Below are 20,548 nucleotides of genomic sequence, written 5' to 3' on the forward strand. Positions count from 1 at the left end.
CATGTTTCCGCTGACCTGCATCCTTTAGCGGACCGATACAGGGGTTCCGTTCCCATCCCGTGGAAAAAGGCAGGCCACTCGGGATGCCAGAGCCCTGGCTCAGATAATTAACACCCGCCAGTAAGGCCAGGAACCCACAGGAGGTATAGCCAATCTTTAGTTTGGCCAGGCGGGTAAATAGCGCCCTGGCGCGGTGGCAACCCCGCCTTTGGGCCGGCCCACCGCCCGAGCGGCGGGCCCTGGCGGCACCACCCATCTTGCGATAGGCCCCATTCTCCAGGCCCGGGCGGCCAGGTATATTCACGCCCGGCAACACCCATTCAAGGATGAACCATGCGCCCTCTCCTGCTGCTTTGCTGCCTGTCGCTCACCGCTTGCCAAAGCAAGCAGATCCCCGCCAACCAGACCTGGCCGGTTCCGTCAGAGCGGTTGTTCGCCTATCAGGAAACACCGGCCGAGCCGAGCCAGTACCTGATCGTCAACCGCGACGATGCCTGGTGGGGGCGCAAATGCCTGGCCAGCGTCTACATCAATGGCAAGCTCGCCGTGCAGCTGGAAACGGCGGAGTCGGCCGCTTTCCAGCTTCCCTACGGCCAGTGGGACCTGGCGGTCGACGCCGGCGACTGCGGCCGCGCGCAGCTCATGGTGCCGCTGTCCGACCAGGCTGCAAGCCGCTACCGAATCGCCTTCGACGTCGAGGCCAATGTGCAGCTGCTGCCCACCGAGGCGGGCAACAGCATCCTGTGCAACTACGGTGGCTGTGGTGCGCCCAGGGGACACCGACTGCGAACGCTGTTCTGACCCATTACCCGACGCACCGCTGCGTTGGGCCTCGCAGGCTCGGCGCCAACCTACGGATGTGCCAAGCCGGCGACGTAGCCCGGGCTTCAGCCCGGGGCAGGCTTGGCAACGCACCACTGGGTGCGTTGCCTGGGAGGCCGCTCAACCGACGCGCAGCACCGCCACCACTTCCTGGCTGACCCAGCGCCGCAGCATGCGGTTTTCCGGGTGGAAGCAGTAGACGCTGAGCAGATCATGCAGGCCGGATTCGCTCACCACCGCCTCCTCTTCGAACCAGCCGTTGGCGGTGCGCAGGCGCACGCGGCGGTGTTGGTCGTCGCAGAGGCGGAACAGGGTCCGGCGGTTGATATCGGTGTTGAGCAGGCGGCGCAGGTCGCGGGTGGAAAACCAGGCTTCGTGGCCCATCAGGAAAGCGCGCAGTTGACGCTGGTGACGCAGGAAGATGCGAGGGGTGATCTCGGGAAGGGTCATGGCAGTACTCCATCCTGTGATAGAGCCGCCACCTACTGCATGAAGGGTGGCGGACCGTGCGAGGTGGAAGTACCGGGGAAATCACGCGAAAACCGGCTGGGCGCGAGCCCACTCACACGGTCCGCCATAGACTGCCGACGCCAGACGTCGCTATGGCGCGCACAATTTCCATTGTTACCCAGGCTTCCACACCCGACCGCTTTCTGTGGAAAGCAGCGGCGGAACCCTATCCAAGCCCTTTGTAGGCTCGCAACAGCGTTGCCTTGTAGGCGTTTTCCATAAGGCGCTTTCTGCGTTCGCTGTTGGTTGTGACGCCTGCCCTCAAGCACGGTGCTGTTCGGTCGCCCAGGGGTTGCTGCCACCGCCGCCGCATGGGTTTCGCTTCGCTCTACACCATCCTACGAAAGCCGCAGCCGCGGCGCGCCCCCACATCGAGCGCAGCAGTGTTGGGCCAAGCCGGCTAGTTCACCTCGTCCAGCAGTTCGGCGCGGCTGGGTTCGGGGAAGCCGAGGGTGCGGTAGCGCGGCGGGTAGAAACCGGGGGCTTCTTCGAGCAGGTCGCCCAGCAGCGCCATGGCCTGTTCCCAGGAAACGGCGCGGGTCTCGGCGTCGCTGCAGTCTTCGTTGGGGCGCACCAGCACCAGGCGGTCGACACGGGGCAATAGGCTGTCCACGCCCTCGGTCCAGCTGGCGATGGAAAACAGCTGGTCGGGATCTTCCTGGGCGGCGTACAGCTGGTAGTTGGCAACGAAGATGTCGGTGCTGTTCTCCTGGTGGATCAGGTCCAGCGCGTGCTTCTGGGTGTCGTATTCGTTCTTGGTGGTGAGGTAGCGCATGCGCGCCAGGCGGGCCTGCAGCAGCGGATGCTGCACCGGGTAGGTCGCCACCTTGCCGTCCTCGTAGCAGTACAGCCCGGTGGAGATGGCGCGGCCTTCGCTGGCCGCCTGCAGGCCCAGCTCGACCATGGCGGCGAGCGCGTGACCGTCGTGATCCCCGGTCACCAGCAGGGTTTCGCGGCTGGACACCATGAACACGGGCCGGCCCTTGAGCGGCAGGCGCTCGAGCACATCGGGCAGGAAGATGCGGCTGATGTCGTAGCTGTCATTCCAGTCGCCCCGGAACAGCCCCGGCACCACCTCGACGAAGCTGTCGGCGGTGGTGTCGCGCAGGTTGGTCAGGGCGATGGCCAGGCCCTCTTCCAGGGTGATGCCCCAGCTCTTGTCGGGGCCCTGCACCAGGGTGGCGGTGGATTCGGGGTGGTCGATGGCCAGCAGCACCACGGCGTCATCGCCCATGGGCAGGTAGACGGGGCTGAAGTCCAGGTCGTCGCCTTCGGTGCGCACCTGGTGCAGGCGCAGCTCTTCGATCATGCCGCGGCTGCGGATCACCGGCAGCAGCAATGGGCGCGCCTCGTCTAGGGGCAGCGCGCGGCTGCGCTGGTTTTCGCAAAGTGCAGCGATGTAGTTGTTCAGGGTTTCGCGGCGCCGCGCGCCACGCTGGCTGCAGTACTCGCGGTAGGCATTGTGCAGGTTGAAGAAGGCACTTTCGCCATACACCAGGCGGAACTCCCGGGGGCGATAGGTCAGCTCACCCTTGAAGCCGGCCTTGCGCGCAGCCGACTCGAAGAGCACGGCGAAGTCATCCGGGGAGGGCTTGCGGTTGAACAGGAAATCCAGAAATCCCATGGCGATACCAAACGATGAAAAAGCGTCGCCGAACTTTAGAGGAGCGGATGCCGCCGCACCAGCACGCCGATGCATGGGGCGCACGCAAGATAATCCCTGAACCTTTGTTCGCCGTCCGGCACCCAAAGCCATGAGTGCCGGCAAAAAAGGCACGGCGACCGCCGCCCCTGGCGGTCACGGCGTTGAGCCTCCGAACAAGGACACGACGATGAACACCACCACTTCTGATGCCTACGCAACCGCCCTGGAAGTCACCGACGCTTCGGGCGTCTCCTGGAGCGCGGTATTCGCTGGCGCGGCGGCTGCCGCCGCGCTGTCCCTGATCCTCGTGCTGCTGGGCTTCGGCCTCGGCTTCGCGGCCATCTCGCCCTGGCAACACGAGGGCATCAGCGCCGAGGGGCTGGGCTTTGCCAGTATCGCCTGGCTGGCCTTCACCCAACTGGCTGCCGCCGGCTTGGGCGGCTACCTCGCCGGGCGCCTGAGGTTGCGCTGGAGCCGCCTGCACGGTGATGAGGTGTTCTTCCGCGACACCGCCCACGGCTTCCTCGCCTGGGCCGTGGCGACCCTGGTGACCGCCGCCTTGCTGGTGGGCACCGTCGGCAACCTGGTGGGCGGCGGCGTGCAGGCCGGCGCGGCCGTGGCAGCCGGTGCCAGCGCCGGCACCGCAGCCGGCGCCAGCGACGATGCGCAGAACCCCTATGGCTACTACGTGGACACCCTGTTCCGCGACGACCGCCCCGCCCCCACCGTGGACGATGCCGCCCACGGCGTGGTGTCGCGCATCTTCGTGCGCAGCCTGGCCGAAGGTGGCCAGCTGAGCCCCGAGGACCACGACTACCTGGTGCGCCTGGTGGCCCAGCGCACCAACCTCTCCCAGGCCGAGGCCCAGGCCCGCGTCGAGCAGGTGCACGCCATGGCCCAGCAAGCGGTGACCGACGCCCGCCAGGCTGCCGACGCCGCCCGCAAGGCCGGCATCCACGCCTCGCTGTGGATGTTCGTCGCCCTGCTCATCGGTGCCTTCACCGCCAGCTTCGCCGCCACCCGCGGTGGCCGCAGCCGCGACACGGTGACCGACAGCCTCGCCTACCACCGCCCCGCCCCCCTTCGCTGAACGAGGAAACGACCATGCGCTCGCTACTGCTCTGGTTCCTGGGTGTCCCGATCCCGATCATCATCCTCATCGCCCTGCTCACCTGAGCCGCGATGACAACGAAAAGGCCGCTGCTCCGGGAGGACAGCGGCCTTTGTGTTTTGTGCGTGGGGGAAGCGCATCGCGAATGAATTGGCTCTGTCTGCGTTAGCTGTTGTGGTTTTAATGCAGGCGCTCAAGCACGGTGCTTTCCGGGCGCCCAAGAGTTCGTGCCACCTCCACCGCATGGGTTTCGCTTCGCTCTACACCATCCTACGAAAGCCTGTGCGCACCTGTGGTGATGCGCTGGACGAAGAAAGTTGGAGCAGCCGCCAACGCCCCTCCAGGAGGCCGAACGCAGTCGTTGCGCCGGGGGACGAGCGGCATGGATGCCGCGAGAGGCGCGCCAGGCCATGGATGGCCCATCGCGCCGGCCCCCAGAGCGGCGATGGAGTGAGGGAACCCCGGCGAAGCCGGGGCCGGATGATGGGGCAAGCCCTTTTGGTTTCTTTTGGGGCGACTGCCAAAAGAGACTCGCCCGGGGGGGCGAAACCAGAAACATCACCAGAGCTCGGCAATCAGCTGGGCTCAAATCCTCTAGCAACACTTAACGCAGACAGAGCCAATGAATTCGCTCCCATGATCGGTGCATCCCTGGCATTGCGTAGGTCGGGTGAAACCCGACGCCCCCGCTCAGCGATCGGCCGGGTGGTTGACCCCGTCGCTGGTGGGCACTTCGCCCAGGTCGAAGGGGTTGACCCCCTCCAGGCAGCCGACGTTGAAGCCGTACTGATGCGGGTTGGAGCGGCGCTGGTGGTGGGTGTGGATGCCGCAGCGGGAGCAGAAGTAATGCCGTGCAGCGAGGGTGTTGAACTGGTAGAGCGTGAGCACGTCGGCGCCCTGCACCACGCGCAGCCCAGCCAGCGGCACGCTGGCGACGATGGCGCCCTTGCGCCGGCACATGGAGCAGTCGCAGCGGCGCGGGTCCACCACCCCGTCCGGCAGGGTCAGCTCCAGCACCACGGCGCCGCAGTGGCAGCTGGCGCGGTGGATGGGGAGGATCGGGGTGTTGCCAAGCTGCTTGATCATCGACGTGCTCCTCGTGGCGGCCTCAGTTGCGCGCGAAGGCGGCGGCCTCGGCGATCTGTTCAGCGCTGGGGCGGATGCCGGTGTATAGCACGAACTGCTCCACCCCTTGCAGGACGATGACTTCGCCGCCGGTGATCACCCGCTTGCCGAGGGCACGGGCGGTGCGGATCAGCGGGGTCTCCACGGGAATGGCGACCACGTCGAAGATCACCTCCGCGGCATCGATGGTGGCCTCGTCGAAGGCCAGCTGCCCGGCCTCGGGGCCGCCATCCATGCCGATGGGGGTCACGTTCACCAGCAGGCGCGGGCGCAGCTCGCCCTGCTCCGCCTGCCATTCGTAGCCGCACGTCGCGGCCAGGGCCTGGCCTCGTGATTCGTTGCGCGCCACCAGGGTGCCGTGGGCGAAACCACTGTCACGCAGGGCGAAGGTCACCGCCTTGCCCATGCCGCCGCTGCCGCGCAGGGCGAAGTCCGCCTGCGGGTCGACGCCGTGGCTGCGCAGCAGGCTGGCCACGGCCAGGTAGTCGGTGTTGTAGCCCTTGAGGTGGCCGTCGTCGTTGACGATGGTGTTGACCGACTGGATCACCGCCGCCGAGGAATCCAGCTCGTCGAGGTGGGGGATGCAGGCTTCCTTGAACGGCATCGACACCGCGCAGCCACGGATGCCCAGCGCGCGGATGCCGCCGATGGCGGCCGGCAGGTCAGCCGTGGTGAAGGCCTTGTAGACGTAGTCCAGGCCCAGTTGCTCGTAGAGCGAGTTGTGGAAGCGCGTACCGAAATTGCCGGGGCGGCCCGACAGCGACATGCACAGGCGGGTGTCCTTGTTCAGGGTGCGGGGCATTGCGTGGCTCCGTTGGGGAAGGTGGACGGAAAAATCACGGCCCGTGGGAGGCGACCGGTTCTGGTGCGGCGCCGCGCTTGAGCGCGGCATAGAGCAGGCCGGTGACCAGGCTGCCGGCGACGATGGCCAGCAGGTAGGCGAGCACGTGGTTGATGGCGTTGGGGATGAGCATCACGAACAGCCCGCCGTGGGGCGCCATGAGTTTGCAGCCGAAGTACATCGACAGCGCACCGGTGAGCGCGCCGCCGGCGATGCTGGCGGGGATAACCCGCAGCGGGTCCTTGGCGGCGAAGGGGATGGCGCCCTCGGAGATGAAGCACAGCCCCAGCACCAGCGCCGCCTTGCCGGCCTCGCGCTCGCTCTGGGCGAACTTGCGCCGCGCCAGCAGGCAGGCGATGCCCAGGCCGATGGGCGGCACCATGCCGGCCGCCATGGTGGCGGCCATGGGCGCGTAGCTGTGGGAGGCCAGCAGGCCGACGGAGAAGGCGTAGGCGGCCTTGTTGATCGGCCCGCCGAGGTCGACGCACATCATCCCGCCCAGCAGCACGCCGAGGAGGATGGCGTTGGTGCTGCCCATGCCGTCGAGGAACTGGGTCAGCGCGGCGAGCATGCCGGCCACCGGCTTGCCGACCACGTAGATCATCACCAGGCCGGTGATCAGGCTGGCCAGCAGCGGGATGATGAGGATGGGTTTGAGCGCCTCCAGGCTCTGCGGCAGCCTCACCCAGCGGCTGATGGCCTTGGCCGAGTAGCCGGCGAGGAAGCCCGCGATGATGCCGCCGATGAAGCCTGCGCCCAGTGTGGCGGCCAGCAGCCCGCCGATCATCCCCGGCGCCAGGCCCGGGCGGTCGGCGATGGAATAGGCGATGTAGCCGGCCAGCAGCGGCACCATCAGCTTGAAGGCCGTGTCGCCGCCGATCTGCATCAGCGCGGCCGCCAGGGTGCCCTGCTCCTTGAAGGCCTCGATGCCGAATACGAAGGACAGTGCGATCAGCAGGCCGCCCGCCACCACCATCGGCAGCATGAAGGACACGCCCGTGAGCAGGTGCTTGTACACGCCTTTCGCTTCGCCCTGGCCCTCGGCCTGGGGGCTGCCGGGCTTGCCGGCCTGCTGCACCTGGGCATCGGCCAGGGCCTTGCGCAGGGTGGCGTCGGCCTGCTTGAGGGCGACACCGGTGCCGCAGCGGTAGACGCGCTTGCCGGCGAAGCGGGCGGTGTCCACCTCGATGTCGGTGGCCAGCAGCACCACGTCGGCGGCGGCGATGGCCTCGGCCGACAGCGGGTCGCGGGCGCCCACCGAGCCCTGGGTCTCCACCTGCAGCTCCATGCCCAGGCGCGCAGCGGCCTGCTTCAGCGCTTCGGCGGCCATGAAGGTGTGGGCGACGCCGGTCGGGCAGGCGGTGACCGCCACCAGGCGCGGCCGCTCGCCCGCCACGGCCGTTGCGGCGGGTGCCGGCGCGGTGTCCTGCACCTGCGCGTCACGCTCGGCGCGCTGGAGGAAGGCCTGCGGCTCGTGCAGGGCCTCGGCCGGTGTCGCCAGGTACAGGCGCTTGCCGGCGAAACGTGAGAGGTCCAGCGGGCCGGTCTTCACCACCAGCACCCAGTCGGCAGCCGCCAGCGCTTCGGCGGGCACGGTTTCGCCGCCGGGCATTTCCACCTGGGGCGTCCAGCCCAGGCGGCGCGCGGCGGCCTCCAGCAGGCGCGCGCTGATCAGGCTGCTGACCGCGCCATTGGGGCAGGCGGTGACAAGGGCGAATTTCATCGGGGTACCTCGTGTTGTTCTTCTACGGGCTGCACGCGCACCGCGCTTTCCAGCGCGGCCAGTTGCGCCCGGTCATTGATGCCGAAACCGATCTGCGTCACTGCCTGGGCGGCGATGGCGGTGGCGTGGGCCAGGGTGCGCTCGGCGGGCCAGCCGGCCAGCAGGCCGTGGACCATGCCCGCCAGCAGCGAATCGCCGGCGCCCACGGTGCTGGCCACCTTCACCTTGGGCGGGCGCGACTGCAGGGCCTGCCCCCGGTTGAACCAGCGCACGCCCTCGGCGCCCATGGACAGCACCAGGTGTTCGATGCCGGCGGCCTGCAGGCGCGCGGCCTCCTCGGCCTGTGCGGCCAACTCGTCGAGAGGGCGGCCACAGGCGTCGGCCAGCTCCTCGGCGTTGGGCTTGACCAGCCAGGGCGCGCTGGCGAGCCCGGCGCGCAGGGCCGCCCCGCTGCTGTCCAGCGCCACCCGGGCGCCCAGCGCGCGCAGGCGCCGCAGCAGCGCAGCGAACCAGTCGGCGTCCACGCCCCGTGGCAGGCTACCGGCCACCACCACCAGGTCGTGGCCGGGCACCAGGGCGTCGAGGCGGCGCAGCAGTTCGTCTTTTGCCGCTGCGTCCACCTCCGGCCCGGGGCCGTTGATGTCGGTGATGCGGCCGTCGTCTTCGGCCAGCTTGAGGTTGCTGCGGGTTTCGCCCTCGACGCGGACGAAAGCGTCGTGGAAGCCGCGCCGGGCGAACAGCGCTTCGAAGGGCTGGGCGTTGCCGGCGCCGAGGAAGCCGCTGACGCTGAGGGAGTGGCCCAGGTCGGCCAGCACCTGGGCGACGTTGAGGCCCTTGCCGGCGGCGTGGCTGACCAGCGCCTGGCCCCGGTTGACCGCGCCGGGCTCCAGGCGCGGCAGGCGCAGGGTGAGGTCCAGCGCCGGGTTGAGGGTGAGCGTGAGGATGCGTGCCATCAGAATTTCTCCGCCAGGGCGCGTACCGCTTCGGCGCTTTCCGCCGCCAGCGCCACGCCCGCCAGTTCCTGGGCGTCGGCCAGGCTGAGCTCGCGGATGCGCGCCTTGACCTCGGGCACGCTGCGCGCCGCGACGCTGAGTTCGTCCACCCCCAGCCCCACCAGCAGCGGCACCGCCAGCGGGTCGGCGGCCAGCTCGCCGCACACGCCCACCCATTTGCCCCGCGCATGGGCGGCGCGCACGGTGAGCTCGATGAGTTGCAGCACGGCCGGGTGCAGGCCATCGGCCTGGGCCGAGAGCGTCGGGTGGCCCCGGTCGATGGCCAGGGCGTACTGGGTCAGGTCATTGGTGCCGATGCTGAAGAAGTCCACCTCGCGGGCCAGCACTGGGGCCAGCAACGCCGCGGACGGCACCTCGACCATGATCCCCAGCTGCAGGTCGGCCTGGGGGATTTCCTCCGCCAGGCGCAGGGCCATGTCGCGGGCCTGGCGCCATTCGGCAACGCTGCCGACCATAGGGAACATGATGCGCAGCGGGCGGCCGTCGGCGGCACGCAGCAAGGCGCGCAACTGGGTCTCCATCACCTTGGGCCGCTGCAGGGTCAGGCGCACGCCGCGCAGGCCGAGGAAGGGGTTTTCCTCATGGGCGATGGGCCAATAGGGCAAGGGTTTGTCGCCACCCACATCGAGGGTGCGCGCCACCAGCGGGCGGCCGTCGAGGGCGTCGAACACCTTGCGGTAGTCGGCCTCCTGGCTCGCCAGGTCGGGCGCCTGGGAATGGGCCATGAAGATGAATTCGGTGCGCAGCAGGCCGACGCCTTCGGCGCCCTGCTCCACCGCCGCCACGGCGCCGGCAGCGTCGCCCAGGTTGGCGCAGACCTCCACCCGGTGGCCGTCGCGGGTTCGGGCCGGTTCGTTCTTGTGCGCCTCGGCCTCGCGCAGCAGGCGCTCGCGGTCCTGGTGCTCGGCACGGGCGCGCTCCAGCAGGGCCTGCTCCGGTGCCACCACCAGGCGGCCACGGCCGCCGTCCAGCAGCAGCGGCGTGCCCGGCTCCAGGGCCAGCACCCCGGCCCCGGCGCCGACCAGGGCGGGAATGCCCAGGGCGCGGGAGACGATGGCGCTGTGGGAGGTGGCACCACCGCGCGCGGTGAGGATGCCGGCCACGCGGGTGCGGTCCAGCCGGGCGACGTCGGAGGGCGCCATTTCGTCCAGCACCAGCACATAGGGCTGCTCGGGTTCGGCCTGTTCCTCGACGCCACAGAGCTTGGCCAGCACGCGGTGGCCGACATCGCGCAGGTCGGCGGCGCGCTCGGCCAGCAGCGCATCCTGCAGGGATTCCTGCTGGGCGGCGGCGGTGCCGATCACGCTGGCCCAGGCAGCAGCGGCACTCTCGCCGCGTTGCAGGCGTGCCTCCACCTCATCGCCCAGGCCCGGGTCGGCGAGCATTTCCAGGTGGGTGATGAAGATCTCGCGGATGGCCTTCACCTCGCTGCGCTCCACCAGGGCCTCGATCTCCGCGCGCACCTGGGCCAATGCCTGGTGCAGGTGCTTGCGCTCGCTGGCCGGGGATTCGCCACGGGCGGGGTAGTCGAAGGCCCGCGCGACACGCACATGGGCCGGGCCGATGGCGATGCCGGGCGCGGCCGGCACGGCGTTGAGCAGGCTGCCCGGAGCGGGTGCGCCGGGAACGGCTTCCTCGGCCTCGGACTCGGGCTGCTCGGTGCTGGCGGTCGAGCCGGCGGCCAGGGGCTCCACCTCCTCGCCCAGGCCTTGCTCCACCGCCTGGCGCAGCACCGGCAGGGCCTGGTCGGCGATGCCCGGTTCGGCCAGCAGCTCCAGCACCTGGCCACGGCGGATGCCCAGACCCAGAAGTTTGCTCAGGCTGCGCGCACTGACCGCGGGCAGGCCGCTGTCGGCGATGCGCACCCGCACCTCCCCGGCGAAGCCCTGGGCCAGTTGCGCCAGCTCCTTGGCCGGGCGGGCGTGCAGGCCGTGGGCGTTGGCCAGGGGTACGCGCAGGCTGGGCCAGTCGGCGGTGGCATCGCCGGCCAGAGTTTCCAGCACCCGGCGGCGGTCGGCGGCCTGGGCCAATTCGGAACCGCGCCCTTCGATAAGCAGTGCGCAGAGCCGCTCCAGCAGCGCCACGTGGGCGTCACCTCGGCTGGCCAGGCAGAACAGCCCGGCCAGCGACTGGCCCTGGTGGCGCAGCGGCGTGCGCGGCGCGACGAAGGCCAGCCCGGGGCGGTTCACTGCGTGGCTGCTGTCCAGCCACCAGAGGCCTGCGCCCAGGGGCAGCGCGTCGCCCTGCAACAGCTGGGTGGCATAGCCCTTGTCCACGCAGCCGGCACGACGCAGCAGGCGCGCGCCTTCCAGGGCCAGTTCGTCGAAGTCTTCGGCGGCGCTGCCGAGCGTCACCAGCTGTTCGTCCAGCGCCAGCTCGCCGGGGCCGCCCTGGAGCAGCGCGATGATGGCTTCGGCGGTTTCGGCGCGGCGCAGCTCGGCGCCCAGGTCACCTTCGCCCAGGGCTCGGGTGAGCAGTTGCAGGAGGCGCAGGTGTTCATCGGATTTCGCGGCGATGCCGATGGCCAGGTACACGCGCTGGCCGTCGCCCCAGTCCACCCCGTCGGGAAAGTGCAGCAGGCGCACGCCGGTGCCGTGGACCAGGTGACGGGTTTCCGGGGTGCCGTGGGGAATGGCCAGGCCCTGGCCGAGGTAGGTGGAGCCCTGCCCTTCACGGGCTTGCAGCGCGGCCAGGTAGCCCTCGGCGGCGAGCCCGTCGTCCACCAGGCGGCTGGCCACCCGTTGCAGGGCGGCGCCCTTGTCCGCCGCCGCCAGGCCCATGGACACCAGAGCCGGGGTCAGTTCGAGCATGCCGTTTCCTCCACGCGGGCCTTCAGGCCCTGTTGTCGTTGTGCGATGAACCTTCAGCTTAGGCGCTGCCCAACCCTTGGCAGAGGGTGGTTGCTATCTGGACAAAAGCCGTGCTGAATCGTTTCATTAATCCAGGGCGGCACGTTACTCGATATTCTTCGCCGCTTGAAGCCCGACCGATGAAACGCGCACCCCACGAGGAGTCGCCCCTTGAAACTCAGTGACATCGCCCGGCTGGCCGGGGTTTCGGTCACCACCGCCAGCTATGTGGTCAACGGCAAGGCCGAGGAGAAACGCATCTCCCCCGCCACCGTGGAGCGGGTGCGCGCGGTGGTCGATGCCCACGGTTACCGCCCCGATCCCCATGCCGCCGGCTTGCGCCGTGGGCAGACCCGCACCCTGGCCTTCATCCTCCCGGACCTGGAAAACCCCAGCTATGCGCGCCTGGCCAAGCTGCTGGAACAACAGGCACGGACCCGGGGCTACCAGTTGCTGATCGCCAGCTCCGACGACGAGCCGGAGAGCGAGCGCCAGCTGCTGCAGCTCTTCAGTGCGCGGCGTTGCGATGCGCTGATCGTCGCCAGCTGCCTGCCACCCCAGGACCCGAGCCTGGGCGCGTTGCTGGATGCCGGGCTACCGGTGATCGCCGTCGACCGCGAGCTGGCCCCGGGGCGTTTCTGCTCGGTGGTGAGCGATGACCACCAGGCGGCGCAACTGCTCACCCGCAGCCTGCTGAACCCGCCGCCGCGCCAGGTGGCGCTGCTCGGCGCGCGGCCGGAGCTGCCCATCAGCCGCGACCGCGAGGCGGGCTTCCGAGCCGCGCTGGCCGGCTTTGGCGGCGAGACACTCGTGCAATGCGGCGCCGAATTCAGCCGTGAGTGCGGGCGGCGCATGATGCAGGAACTGCTGGAGCGCCAGGGCCGCCTGCCGGATGCACTGGTGACCACCGCCTACGTGCTGCTGGCCGGCGTGCTGGATGTGCTGCGCGAGAACGGCGCCTGGCCGCAGCACCTGCAGCTCGGCACCTTCGGCGACACCCAGTTGCTGGACTTCCTGCCGCTGCCGGTGAACTCCATGCGCCAGCAGCACGAGCTGATCGCCGAACAAGTACTGGAGCGTGCATTGCAGGCCATCGCCGGGGACTACCAGCCCGGGGTGCTGGCGATACCGCGAAGGTTGCAGGTGAGGCGCGGAAGCTGAAGGACGCATCGCATACCCGATGTGGTTTCGCGGGGCTCACCCGCCCTGCACAGCTGCCGTAGCCCTGGCTTCAGCCCGGGACGGGGCCATCGCGAATGAATTCGTAGGGGCGACTTCAGTCGCCAGGCAGGCCGCAGGACTGCCTTGACTCCGCGCTTCCCGACCACACCGCCGGTGGATGAAAAAAGCGTCATCCACCCTACGCCCGGACCACCTCCCGAGGTTGGCGTCGCAGCGGGCTCTCCTTGTGGGAGCGGCTTCAGCCGCGAAGACCCGCAGCCGGCACGTGGCTGCGGCTGCCCAAACGCCCCATCGCGAATGAATTCGCTCCCACAAGAAATCCCCTTGGCACGACCTTGTAGGGGCGACTTCAGTCGCCAGGCAGGCCGCAGGACTGCCTTGACTCCGCGCTTCCCGACCACACCGCTGGTGGATGAAAAAAGCGTCATCCACCCTACCTGGCGCGTAGCAGCCCCCGGGATCACGGGTCTTCGAGATAGAGGGTGACGCTGACGTGGAAGCGGTCGATGCGCGCCCAGTCCTTTTCCAGGGTTTCCCCTGAGCTCATGCGGATTTCGTAGGGCCGGCCGCTGGCGTGGGGCGCGCTGGCGGGCGGGGTGTCCCAGCCGCAGCAGATGAACCGCAGCGGCTGCAGGCCGAAGCGCTGTTGCAGCAGGCTTTCCACGGCATGGGCCTGGGGGCCGGGCACCTGGTACTCGGCCACCAGTTGGCGCAGCTGGCCGCCCTCCTCCAATTTGCAGCCTTCGAAGTGCAGCCCGGGCGACTCGACCCCGAGCTGCTCGAGGAAGTCACCGCAGGCCGGTTCCGCCGCCTGTGCGGCACCGGCCAGGAGCAGCAGCGCGAGGATCGGGACGCCGCGCATCAGAAGATGTAGTCGGTGCTGATGAAGCTGGATTCGCGGTTGCGGATGATCTCGCTGATCAGCGTCTTGTTGTCCTCCTGGAAGCGCGTGGCCACCAGGGTGCGGATGGAGAAGGTGCGCAGCGCGTCGTGCACGGACAGGGTGCCCTCGGCGGAGTTCTTGCGCCCGTTGAAGGGGAAGGTATCTGGCCCGCGCTGGCACTGGGCGTTGATGTTGATGCGCCCCACCTGATTGGCGAAGGCGTCCACCAGGCGGCCGACCTCGGCGGAGTCGTTGCCGAAGATCGACAGCTGCTGGCCGTAGTCGGAATCCAGCACGTAGTCGATGGCGACCTGCACGTCGCGGTACGGCACCACGGGCACCAGCGGGCCGAACTGCTCTTCCTGGTAGATGCGCATGTCCGGGCTCACCGGGCACAGCAGCGCCGGGTAGAAGAAGCTCTCGCGGCTCTGGCCGCCGCCTTCGTTGACCACCTGGGCGCCCTTGGCGGTGGCGTCCTGCAGCAGGGTGGTGAGGTAGTCGACCTTGCCCGGCTCCGGCAGCGGCGTCAGTGCCACGCCGTCTTCCCAGGGCATGCCCGGCTTGAGCGCGGCGAGCTTGGCGCTGAAGCGCGCGAGGAAGGGTTCGAGCACGTCTTCATGGACGAAGAGGATCTTCAGCGCGGTGCAGCGCTGGCCGTTGAACGACAGTGCGCCGGTGACGGCCTCGTTGACGGCGTTGTCCAGGTCCACCTGTGGCAGGACGATGCCGGGGTTCTTGGCATCCAGCCCTAGGGCGGCGCGCAGGCGGTGCGGTCGCGGGTGCAGCTTCTTCAGGTCGCTGGCGCCCTTGTTGGTGCCGATGAAGGCGAAGACATCGACCTTGCCGCTGGCCATCAGCGCGCTGACGGTCTCGCGGCCACGGCCGTAGATGATGTTGATGACGCCGGCCGGGAAGCTGTCGCGGAAGGCCTCCAGCAGCGGGCGCATCAGCAACACGCCGAACTTGGCCGGTTTGAAGACCACGGTGTTGCCCATGATCAGCGCCGGAATCAGCGTGGTGAAGGTTTCGTTCAGCGGGTAGTTGTAGGGGCCCATGCACAGCGCCACGCCCAGGGGCACGCGGCGGATCTGGCCGAGGGTGCCCTGCTCCAGCTCGAAGCGGCTGGAGCGGCGGTCGAGCTCCTTCAAAGCGTTGATGGTGTCGACCATGTAGTCGCAGGTGCGGTCGAACTCCTTCTCGGAATCCTTGAGGTTCTTGCCGATCTCCCACATCAGCAGGCGCACCACCTCGTGGCGCCGCTCGCGCATGCGCGCCAGGAACAGCTCGACATGGTGGATGCGCTCACCGACACGCATATTGGGCCAGGCGCCCTGGCCGTTGTCATAGGCACGCACGGCGGCGTCCAGCGCCTCCAGCGCGGCGTCGGCATCCAGCAGCGGCGTGCTGCCGAGGATGACCTGTTCTTCACCCTGCTCGCCCTTGAGGAAGATCGGGCTGCGCACCGTGGCCAGGGGGCCATCCCAGCGGCGCAGCTCGCCCTCCACCAGGTATTCGCGCTGCTCCACCGGTGCGCCGAGGCGCCAGGCTTCGGGGATGTCGGCGAGGCTGGGGAACAGGGCTTCGGGGGCGAAACGGGACATGGGGCGATCCTCGGGGCAGCGTGAATGGCAGTGATGACGCGGCGATCTGACTCTTCCTTGCACCGCCAGCGCTCCCGCACGGGCGGCTTGCATCTTCCGGCTGCGTTTATTCCAGCAGCTTCAAGGCCTCGGCTGTGGCGGCTTCGATGCGCGCCCAGTCGCCGGCGCGCACCCAGGCGCTGTCCATCATCCAGGTACCGCCTACGCACATGACGTTGGGCAGGGCCATGTAGTTACGCACGTTGTCCGGCTTGACGCCGCCGGTGGGGCAGAAGCGGATGCCCGGGAAGGGCCCGGCGAATGCCTTGAGGGCCGCTGCGCCGCCCACCACTTCCGCCGGGAACAGCTTGAAGCGCCGGTAGCCGCGGGCGTGGCCGAGCATGATTTCCGAGGCGCTGCCGACACCGGGCAGCAGCGGCAACGGGCTTTCGCGGCCGGCGTCGAGCAGCTCGGCGGTGCAGCCGGGGGTGACGATGAACTGCGCGCCGGCGGCTTCGGCGTCGGCGAGCATGTGTTCATCCAGCACGGTGCCGGCGCCGATCAGCAGGTCCGGGCGCTGCTCGCGCAGCAGGCGGATGGCGGTGAGGCCGTACTCGGAGCGCAGGGTGATTTCCAGGGCGCGCAGGCCACCGGCGGCCAGGGCGTTGGCCAGGGGCAGGATGTGTTCCTCGCGCTCGATGGTGATCACCGGGAGGATGCGCGCTTCGGCGCAGAGGCGGTCGATCATCTCGACCTTCTCGGCCATGCTCGGCACGTTGCGCGCTGGGGAGGGATTCGCGTTCATGACAGGTCCTTCGGGCTCAAGGGCACCAGTAGATCTCGAGGGGCTGGTGGAGGAAGGCGCGGATCGGCATGGCCGCCACGTCTTCAACGGCCAGCGCGGTGGCCAGGGTGTCGAGCTTGCCCTGCCCCTGCACCGCCAGCAGCGTGAGGCGCGCGCCGGCCAACAGCGGCAACGGCATGGACAGGCGCTGGCGCGGCACGCTCGGCGCCTGCATGGGCACGCAGCGCCGGGTGCAGGCGTGGCTCAAGGCATCGTCCAGGCCGGGGCTCTTGGGGAACAGCGAGGCGGTGTGACCGTCCTCGCCCATGCCCAGCACCAGCACGTCGATGGGCTGCGGCAGCTCGGCGAGCGCGGCATCTGCCAGGCGCGCCGCCTCGTCCAGGCTGGCGGCGGAATGATAGAGGCCGATGAAGCGTGCCTTGGCCGCCGGGCCGCGCAGCAGGTGGCGACGCACCAGGCCTTCGTTGCTGTCGGCGTGGCCCACCGGCACCCAGCGCTCGTCGGCGAGGCTGACAGCGACGCGGGACCAGTCCAGTTCCTGGGCGGACAACCGCTCGAGGAAGGCGATGGGGCTGCGCCCGCCGGACACCACGAGGGAGGCCACGCCGTGGGATTCGATGGCCGAGCGCAGGGCGCCGGCCACGTGCAGGGCCAGTTCGCCGGCCAGTTGTTCGGGGCTGCCGAGGCTGACCCCGGTGACCTGCGTGGGCAGGTCGAGATTACAGATCGCCATACCAGCTCCTGCCGTCACGGGTGATCAATGCGATGGATGCGACCGGCCCCCAGGTGCCGGCCGCGTAGGGTTTGGGGGAGTCGCCCAGCTGCTTCCAGCCGTCGATCAGCTGGTCGCACCATTGCCAGGCGTACTCGATTTCGTCCTTGCGCACGAAGAGGTTCTGGTTGCCCTGCATCACCTCCAGCAGGAGGCGTTCGTAGGCATCGGGGATCCGCGCGCTGCGGTAGGTGTCGGAGAAGCTCAGCTGCAGCGGGCCGCTGCGTAGCTGCATGCCCTTGTCCAGGCCCTGGTCTTTGGTCATCACCTGCAGGGAGATGCCTTCGTCGGGCTGCAGGCGGATGATCAGCCGGTTGCTGATCAGCGGGCGCTGCTCGGGGGCGAAGATGTAGTGCGGCGGCTCCTTGAAGTGGATGACGATCTGCGACAGCTTCTGCGGCATGCGCTTGCCGGTGCGCAGGTAGAAGGGCACGCCGTTCCAGCGCCAGTTGCGGATGTCGGCGCGCAGGGCGACGAAGGTTTCGGTGTCGCTCTGGGTGTTGGAGTTCTCTTCTTCCAGGTAGCCCGGCACCGGGCGGCCCTGGGTGCTGCCGGCGATGTACTGGCCGCGCACCACCTGCTGCGCCACCTGGGCAGCGGTGATGGGCGCCAGGGCCTTGAGCACCTTGACCTTCTCGTCACGGATGCTGTCGGCGGAGAGGTCGCTGGGCGGGTCCATGGCGATCAGGCAGAGCAGCTGCAGCAGGTGGTTCTGGATCATGTCGCGCAGCTGACCGGCCTCGTCGAAATAGCCCCAGCGCCCCTCGATGCCCACCTGTTCGGCCACAGTGATTTCCACGTGGGAGATGTGGTGCTGGTTCCACTGGGTTTCGAACAGGCTGTTGGCGAAGCGCAGGGCGATGAGGTTCTGCACCGTCTCCTTGCCCAGGTAGTGGTCGATCCGGTAGATGCGGTTCTCGGGGAAATGCACGGCCACCGCGTCGTTGACCCGACGCGAGGATTCCAGGTCGTGGCCGATGGGCTTTTCCAGCACCACGCGGGTGTGGCGGGCGCGCTCGACGCGGGCCAGGCCCTCGCAGATGGCGCCATAGACCGAAGCCGGCGTGGCGAAGTAGGCGATCAGCCGTTCCTCGGGGCCGACGCGCTCGGCCAGCACCTGGTAGCCCTCGGCGTGGAGGAAGTCCATGGGCAGGTAGCTCAGCCGCGCCATGAAGCGCTGCAGCACGGCCGCGTCGATCTCCCGCTCCGGCACGTAGCCACGCAGGTGTTCCTCGATGGATGCCAGGCGGGCGCCGCCCTCCTCGCTTTCGCGGGCCAGGGCGAGGATGCGCGTGTCGCCATGCAGCAGGCCGGCGCGGTCCAGTTGGTAGAGCGCCGGGAACAGCTTGCGCAAGGCCAGGTCGCCGAGGGCGCCGAACAGGGCGAAGGTGCAGGGTTCTACGGATAAGGAAGCCATAATGATTGTTCTTTTACGAGGTTGAACTAGAAATACACGGTGAGAATGGCCATATCAAGAATAAATGTAGTAATAAGAACAACATTTTGTCACCCTCCTGTTACCTCTGGCTCTGGCCGGTGCCCCTCATTACGATAGGCCACCGATTTTGCAGGCCCCTTGCAAGGAACCTACATGGACCGCGTACGCAATCTTCTGGAGCAGATCCAGGGACGACTCGAAGACCTCAACAAGGCCGAACGCAAGGTCGCCGAAGTCATTCTCCAGGACCCACAGCAGGCGACGCGCTTCAGCATCGCCGCCCTCGCCCAGGCCGCCAGCGTCAGCGAGCCGACGGTGAACCGCTTCTGCCGCTCCTTCGGCGTCAACGGTTACCCGGAGCTGAAGATGCAGCTGGCGCAGAGCCTGGCCAGCGGCGCCGCCTACGTCAGCCGCGCGGTAGAGGCGGACGACGGCCCCGAGGCCTACACGCGCAAGATCTTCGGCAGCGCCATCGCCTCCCTGGACAGCGCCTGCAACGCCCTCGACCCGCAGTTGATCAGCCGCGCCGTGGACCTGTTGATCCAGGCCCGGCAGATCCATTTCTTTGGCCTGGGTGCCTCGGCACCGGTGGCCCTGGACGCCCAGCACAAGTTCTTCCGCTTCAACCTCGCCGTGTCGGCCCATGCCGATGTGCTGATGCAGCGCATGCTGGCTTCGGTGGCCCACACCGGCGACCTGTTCGTGATCATTTCCTACACCGGCCGCACCCGCGAACTGGTGGAAGTGGCGCGCCTGGCGCGGCAGAACGGCGCCTCGGTGCTGGGCCTGACCGCCGCCGGCTCGCCGCTGGCCCGCGCCAGCACCCTGAGCCTGGACATCCCGCTGCCGGAGGACACCGACATCTACATGCCGATGACCTCGCGCATCATCCAGCTCACCGTGCTCGATGTGCTGGCCACCGGCGTGACCCTGCGCCGCGGCGTCGACTTCCAGCCGCACCTGCGCAAGATCAAGGAAAGCCTCAACGCCAGCCGCTACCCCGCGGACGAAGAGCCGGGCTGAGCCCCTTTCAAGGGCAGACCCATGGTTGCGGGATTGATTCGGGGCCGGTGGTCGGAGGGGTGGCGCGTTCGCGAGTAAACACCCACGTTCCTGGAGCATGGCGTTGCTTTTTGCCCCCCCCTGGAGTGAGCACAGCCAAGCCTCGGAGCATGCAGCCGCCGTTCACTCCGGACGTAGGGTGTGCTGCGCGCACCTCGAACTCGCCGGAAGCACAGAGCGGAGGTGCGCACGGCACACCCTACGGCACGCGTTCATCCTGTCGAGTTTCGTAGCCCGGGAATGCCCGCTCCCGGGCTGAAGCCCGGGCTACCTGCGGATTCATTCCACCCGCGCCTTGAGCTGGATGCGCGCTTCTTCTCCGGGCGCTAGGACCTGGCTGCCGGTGCCGCAGGCGGCGGCTTCGATGCTGGCGAAGCCGAGGCCTTCCTTCCAGCTGACATCGCTGAGCGGGCGGCTGCCGGGGTGCCAGACCACGGTATTGGGTGAACCGCCGGTGTCGATGCGCACGCGGCGTTGCCAGCCGGCGTCCTGCAGGTGCAGCGGGCCGGCGTGATCGAAGATGCGATGACAGCCTTCCACCGGGCGCAGCTCGCCCTGCTGGGTGAAGCGCTGGCGGCTGAGCAGATCCTGCCCGCTGGCGCCCTCCAGCCCCAGCACGGCGACCCGGGCGATGTCGCTGATGCACCAATAGGCGTGCAGCGCCTGGCTGAGCACGCAGGGTTCCTGGTCGCCATGGCGGGTGGTCAGGGTCAGCGCCAGTTCATCGCCCAGCTCCGCCTGCAGCTCCACCTCCCAGTCATGCAGGGCCAGGCGCCAGCGCAGGCGCACGCCGGCGTCCGAGCTTTCGCGCTCCTGCAGGCGCCAGTCCGTGAGGCGTGCCCAGCCGTGGTGGGGCCAGCCGCTTTCCTGCGGGTGGCGACCGAACCAGGGCCAGCACACCGGCACGCCGCCGCGTATGGCGCCGAGCCTGGGCCAGCGCGCGGCGCACCAGAGCAGCGGGCGTTCGCCGCGCGGCTGGAAGTGCAGCAGCTGGCCGCCCTGGCGGGCAAAGATGGCGCGGCAGCGCGGGTGATCGATCAGCAGCAGCTCGCGCCCCTGCTCGCTGCCCCAGCGGAAGACCTGGCGCACACCGGGAACGAAGAGCCCGGCGAGCGGATGCTCCACGGGCTCGGTCGCCAGTTCCAGGCCATGGCGGCGCGGTTCGCCACGACTCATCGCAGGGCCGC

General features: G+C 68.9%; 17 protein-coding genes. 4 read left to right on the forward strand and 13 right to left on the reverse strand.

Annotated elements, in window-relative coordinates; all coding sequences use genetic code 11:
- Positions 1-333 precede the first annotated feature (333 nt).
- A complete protein-coding gene (locus tag ACXI0U_RS29040; RefSeq protein WP_043244723.1) occupies positions 334-801 on the forward strand; it encodes a hypothetical protein in 468 nt (155 codons plus the stop codon).
- Positions 802-942: 141 nt separating this feature from the next.
- On the opposite strand, the gene ACXI0U_RS29045 is transcribed toward ACXI0U_RS29040, so the two are convergent.
- Together ACXI0U_RS29045 and ACXI0U_RS29050 are read right to left on the reverse strand one after the other, a co-directional pair.
- Entirely contained in the window at positions 943-1,272 is a 330-nt protein-coding gene (locus ACXI0U_RS29045) for a BRO-N domain-containing protein (protein ID WP_021220783.1), read from the reverse strand.
- Positions 1,273-1,732: 460 nt separating this feature from the next.
- Positions 1,733-2,956 (reverse strand): DUF1444 domain-containing protein, encoded by a 1,224-nt coding sequence (locus tag ACXI0U_RS29050; protein WP_479551218.1) that lies wholly within the window; start codon positions 2,954-2,956, stop codon positions 1,733-1,735.
- Positions 2,957-3,164: 208 nt separating this feature from the next.
- Here ACXI0U_RS29050 and ACXI0U_RS29055 point away from each other — a divergent pair, with 208 nt between their 5' ends.
- A complete protein-coding gene (locus ACXI0U_RS29055) occupies positions 3,165-4,067 on the forward strand; it encodes a hypothetical protein (protein WP_479551219.1) in 903 nt (300 codons plus the stop codon).
- Positions 4,068-4,778: 711 nt separating this feature from the next.
- Here ACXI0U_RS29055 and ACXI0U_RS29060 read toward each other — a convergent pair.
- Genes ACXI0U_RS29060 through ptsP form a run of 5 tightly spaced genes read right to left on the reverse strand, consistent with a single transcriptional unit; the run spans position 4,779 to position 11,600 of the window.
- Positions 4,779-5,174, reverse strand: coding sequence for a GFA family protein (locus tag ACXI0U_RS29060; RefSeq protein ID WP_021222880.1), 396 nt, complete (start codon positions 5,172-5,174; stop codon positions 4,779-4,781).
- A 22-nt stretch (positions 5,175-5,196) separates the two neighbouring features.
- The gene (locus ACXI0U_RS29065) at positions 5,197-6,015 is read right to left on the reverse strand and encodes a shikimate 5-dehydrogenase (protein ID WP_479551220.1); all 819 of its coding nucleotides are present in this window, start codon (positions 6,013-6,015) and stop codon (positions 5,197-5,199) included.
- Between the two features lie 34 nt (positions 6,016-6,049).
- A complete protein-coding gene (locus ACXI0U_RS29070; RefSeq protein ID WP_479551221.1) occupies positions 6,050-7,777 on the reverse strand; it encodes a PTS fructose-like transporter subunit IIB in 1,728 nt (575 codons plus the stop codon).
- Complete coding sequence (gene pfkB, locus ACXI0U_RS29075; RefSeq protein WP_479551222.1) at positions 7,774-8,730, reverse strand: 1-phosphofructokinase; 957 nt, start codon at positions 8,728-8,730, stop codon at positions 7,774-7,776. Before pfkB ends, ACXI0U_RS29070 begins: the two co-directional genes overlap by 4 nt.
- A complete protein-coding gene (ptsP, locus tag ACXI0U_RS29080; protein ID WP_479551223.1) occupies positions 8,730-11,600 on the reverse strand; it encodes a phosphoenolpyruvate--protein phosphotransferase in 2,871 nt (956 codons plus the stop codon). The genes pfkB and ptsP overlap by 1 nt, the downstream gene beginning before the upstream one ends.
- Positions 11,601-11,810: 210 nt before the next feature.
- On the opposite strand from ptsP, the gene cra reads away from it, so the two are divergent.
- On the forward strand, positions 11,811-12,800 hold the full coding sequence (cra, locus tag ACXI0U_RS29085; protein WP_479551224.1) for a catabolite repressor/activator: 990 nt from the start codon (positions 11,811-11,813) through the stop codon (positions 12,798-12,800).
- Between the two features lie 481 nt (positions 12,801-13,281).
- Here the strand turns inward: cra and ACXI0U_RS29090 are convergent, their stop codons facing one another.
- The 5 genes from ACXI0U_RS29090 to zwf form a co-directional block, all read right to left on the reverse strand.
- Entirely contained in the window at positions 13,282-13,683 is a 402-nt protein-coding gene (locus ACXI0U_RS29090) for a DUF4952 domain-containing protein (RefSeq protein WP_479551225.1), read from the reverse strand.
- Positions 13,683-15,305 carry an NADP-dependent glyceraldehyde-3-phosphate dehydrogenase gene (locus tag ACXI0U_RS29095; RefSeq protein WP_479551226.1) on the reverse strand — a complete coding sequence of 541 codons (1,623 nt, stop codon included), beginning with the start codon at positions 15,303-15,305 and terminating at the stop codon, positions 13,683-13,685. Before ACXI0U_RS29095 ends, ACXI0U_RS29090 begins: the two co-directional genes overlap by 1 nt.
- A gap of 106 nt (positions 15,306-15,411) precedes the next feature.
- Entirely contained in the window at positions 15,412-16,050 is a 639-nt protein-coding gene (locus ACXI0U_RS29100) for a bifunctional 4-hydroxy-2-oxoglutarate aldolase/2-dehydro-3-deoxy-phosphogluconate aldolase (protein ID WP_479551305.1), read from the reverse strand.
- A 55-nt stretch (positions 16,051-16,105) separates the two neighbouring features.
- On the reverse strand, positions 16,106-16,822 hold the full coding sequence (gene pgl / locus ACXI0U_RS29105; protein WP_479551227.1) for a 6-phosphogluconolactonase: 717 nt from the start codon (positions 16,820-16,822) through the stop codon (positions 16,106-16,108).
- Positions 16,809-18,278 carry a glucose-6-phosphate dehydrogenase gene (gene zwf, locus ACXI0U_RS29110; protein ID WP_021222870.1) on the reverse strand — a complete coding sequence of 490 codons (1,470 nt, stop codon included), beginning with the start codon at positions 18,276-18,278 and terminating at the stop codon, positions 16,809-16,811. The genes pgl and zwf overlap by 14 nt, the downstream gene beginning before the upstream one ends.
- 174 nt (positions 18,279-18,452) lie before the next feature.
- Here zwf and ACXI0U_RS29115 point away from each other — a divergent pair, with 174 nt between their 5' ends.
- Complete coding sequence (locus tag ACXI0U_RS29115) at positions 18,453-19,322, forward strand: MurR/RpiR family transcriptional regulator (RefSeq protein WP_021222869.1); 870 nt, start codon at positions 18,453-18,455, stop codon at positions 19,320-19,322.
- 318 nt (positions 19,323-19,640) lie between these two features.
- On the opposite strand, the gene ACXI0U_RS29120 is transcribed toward ACXI0U_RS29115, so the two are convergent.
- A complete protein-coding gene (locus ACXI0U_RS29120) occupies positions 19,641-20,537 on the reverse strand; it encodes a D-hexose-6-phosphate mutarotase (protein WP_316927047.1) in 897 nt (298 codons plus the stop codon).
- Positions 20,538-20,548 lie beyond the last annotated feature (11 nt).

The organism is Pseudomonas sp. C9D1, from assembly GCF_056491235.1.

Bases quoted from the DNA above. Each gene is read 5' to 3' on its own strand.
- ACXI0U_RS29045 (WP_021220783.1), bottom strand. From the start codon at position 1,272: ATGACCCTTCCCGAGATCACCCCTCGCATCTTCCTGCGTCACCAGCGT.
- zwf (WP_021222870.1), bottom strand. From the start codon at position 18,278: ATGGCTTCCTTATCCGTAGAACCCTGCACCTTCGCCCTGTTCGGCGCC.
- ACXI0U_RS29120 (WP_316927047.1), bottom strand. From the start codon at position 20,537: ATGAGTCGTGGCGAACCGCGCCGCCATGGCCTGGAACTGGCGACCGAG.
- ACXI0U_RS29095 (WP_479551226.1), bottom strand. From the start codon at position 15,305: ATGTCCCGTTTCGCCCCCGAAGCCCTGTTCCCCAGCCTCGCCGACATC.
- ACXI0U_RS29040 (WP_043244723.1), top strand. From the start codon at position 334: ATGCGCCCTCTCCTGCTGCTTTGCTGCCTGTCGCTCACCGCTTGCCAA.
- ACXI0U_RS29055 (WP_479551219.1), top strand. From the start codon at position 3,165: ATGAACACCACCACTTCTGATGCCTACGCAACCGCCCTGGAAGTCACC.
- pfkB (WP_479551222.1), bottom strand. From the start codon at position 8,730: ATGGCACGCATCCTCACGCTCACCCTCAACCCGGCGCTGGACCTCACC.
- ACXI0U_RS29070 (WP_479551221.1), bottom strand. From the start codon at position 7,777: ATGAAATTCGCCCTTGTCACCGCCTGCCCCAATGGCGCGGTCAGCAGC.
- ACXI0U_RS29060 (WP_021222880.1), bottom strand. From the start codon at position 5,174: ATGATCAAGCAGCTTGGCAACACCCCGATCCTCCCCATCCACCGCGCC.
- ACXI0U_RS29050 (WP_479551218.1), bottom strand. From the start codon at position 2,956: ATGGGATTTCTGGATTTCCTGTTCAACCGCAAGCCCTCCCCGGATGAC.
- ptsP (WP_479551223.1), bottom strand. From the start codon at position 11,600: ATGCTCGAACTGACCCCGGCTCTGGTGTCCATGGGCCTGGCGGCGGCG.
- ACXI0U_RS29115 (WP_021222869.1), top strand. From the start codon at position 18,453: ATGGACCGCGTACGCAATCTTCTGGAGCAGATCCAGGGACGACTCGAA.
- pgl (WP_479551227.1), bottom strand. From the start codon at position 16,822: ATGGCGATCTGTAATCTCGACCTGCCCACGCAGGTCACCGGGGTCAGC.
- ACXI0U_RS29065 (WP_479551220.1), bottom strand. From the start codon at position 6,015: ATGCCCCGCACCCTGAACAAGGACACCCGCCTGTGCATGTCGCTGTCG.
- ACXI0U_RS29100 (WP_479551305.1), bottom strand. From the start codon at position 16,050: ATGGCCGAGAAGGTCGAGATGATCGACCGCCTCTGCGCCGAAGCGCGC.
- ACXI0U_RS29090 (WP_479551225.1), bottom strand. From the start codon at position 13,683: ATGCGCGGCGTCCCGATCCTCGCGCTGCTGCTCCTGGCCGGTGCCGCA.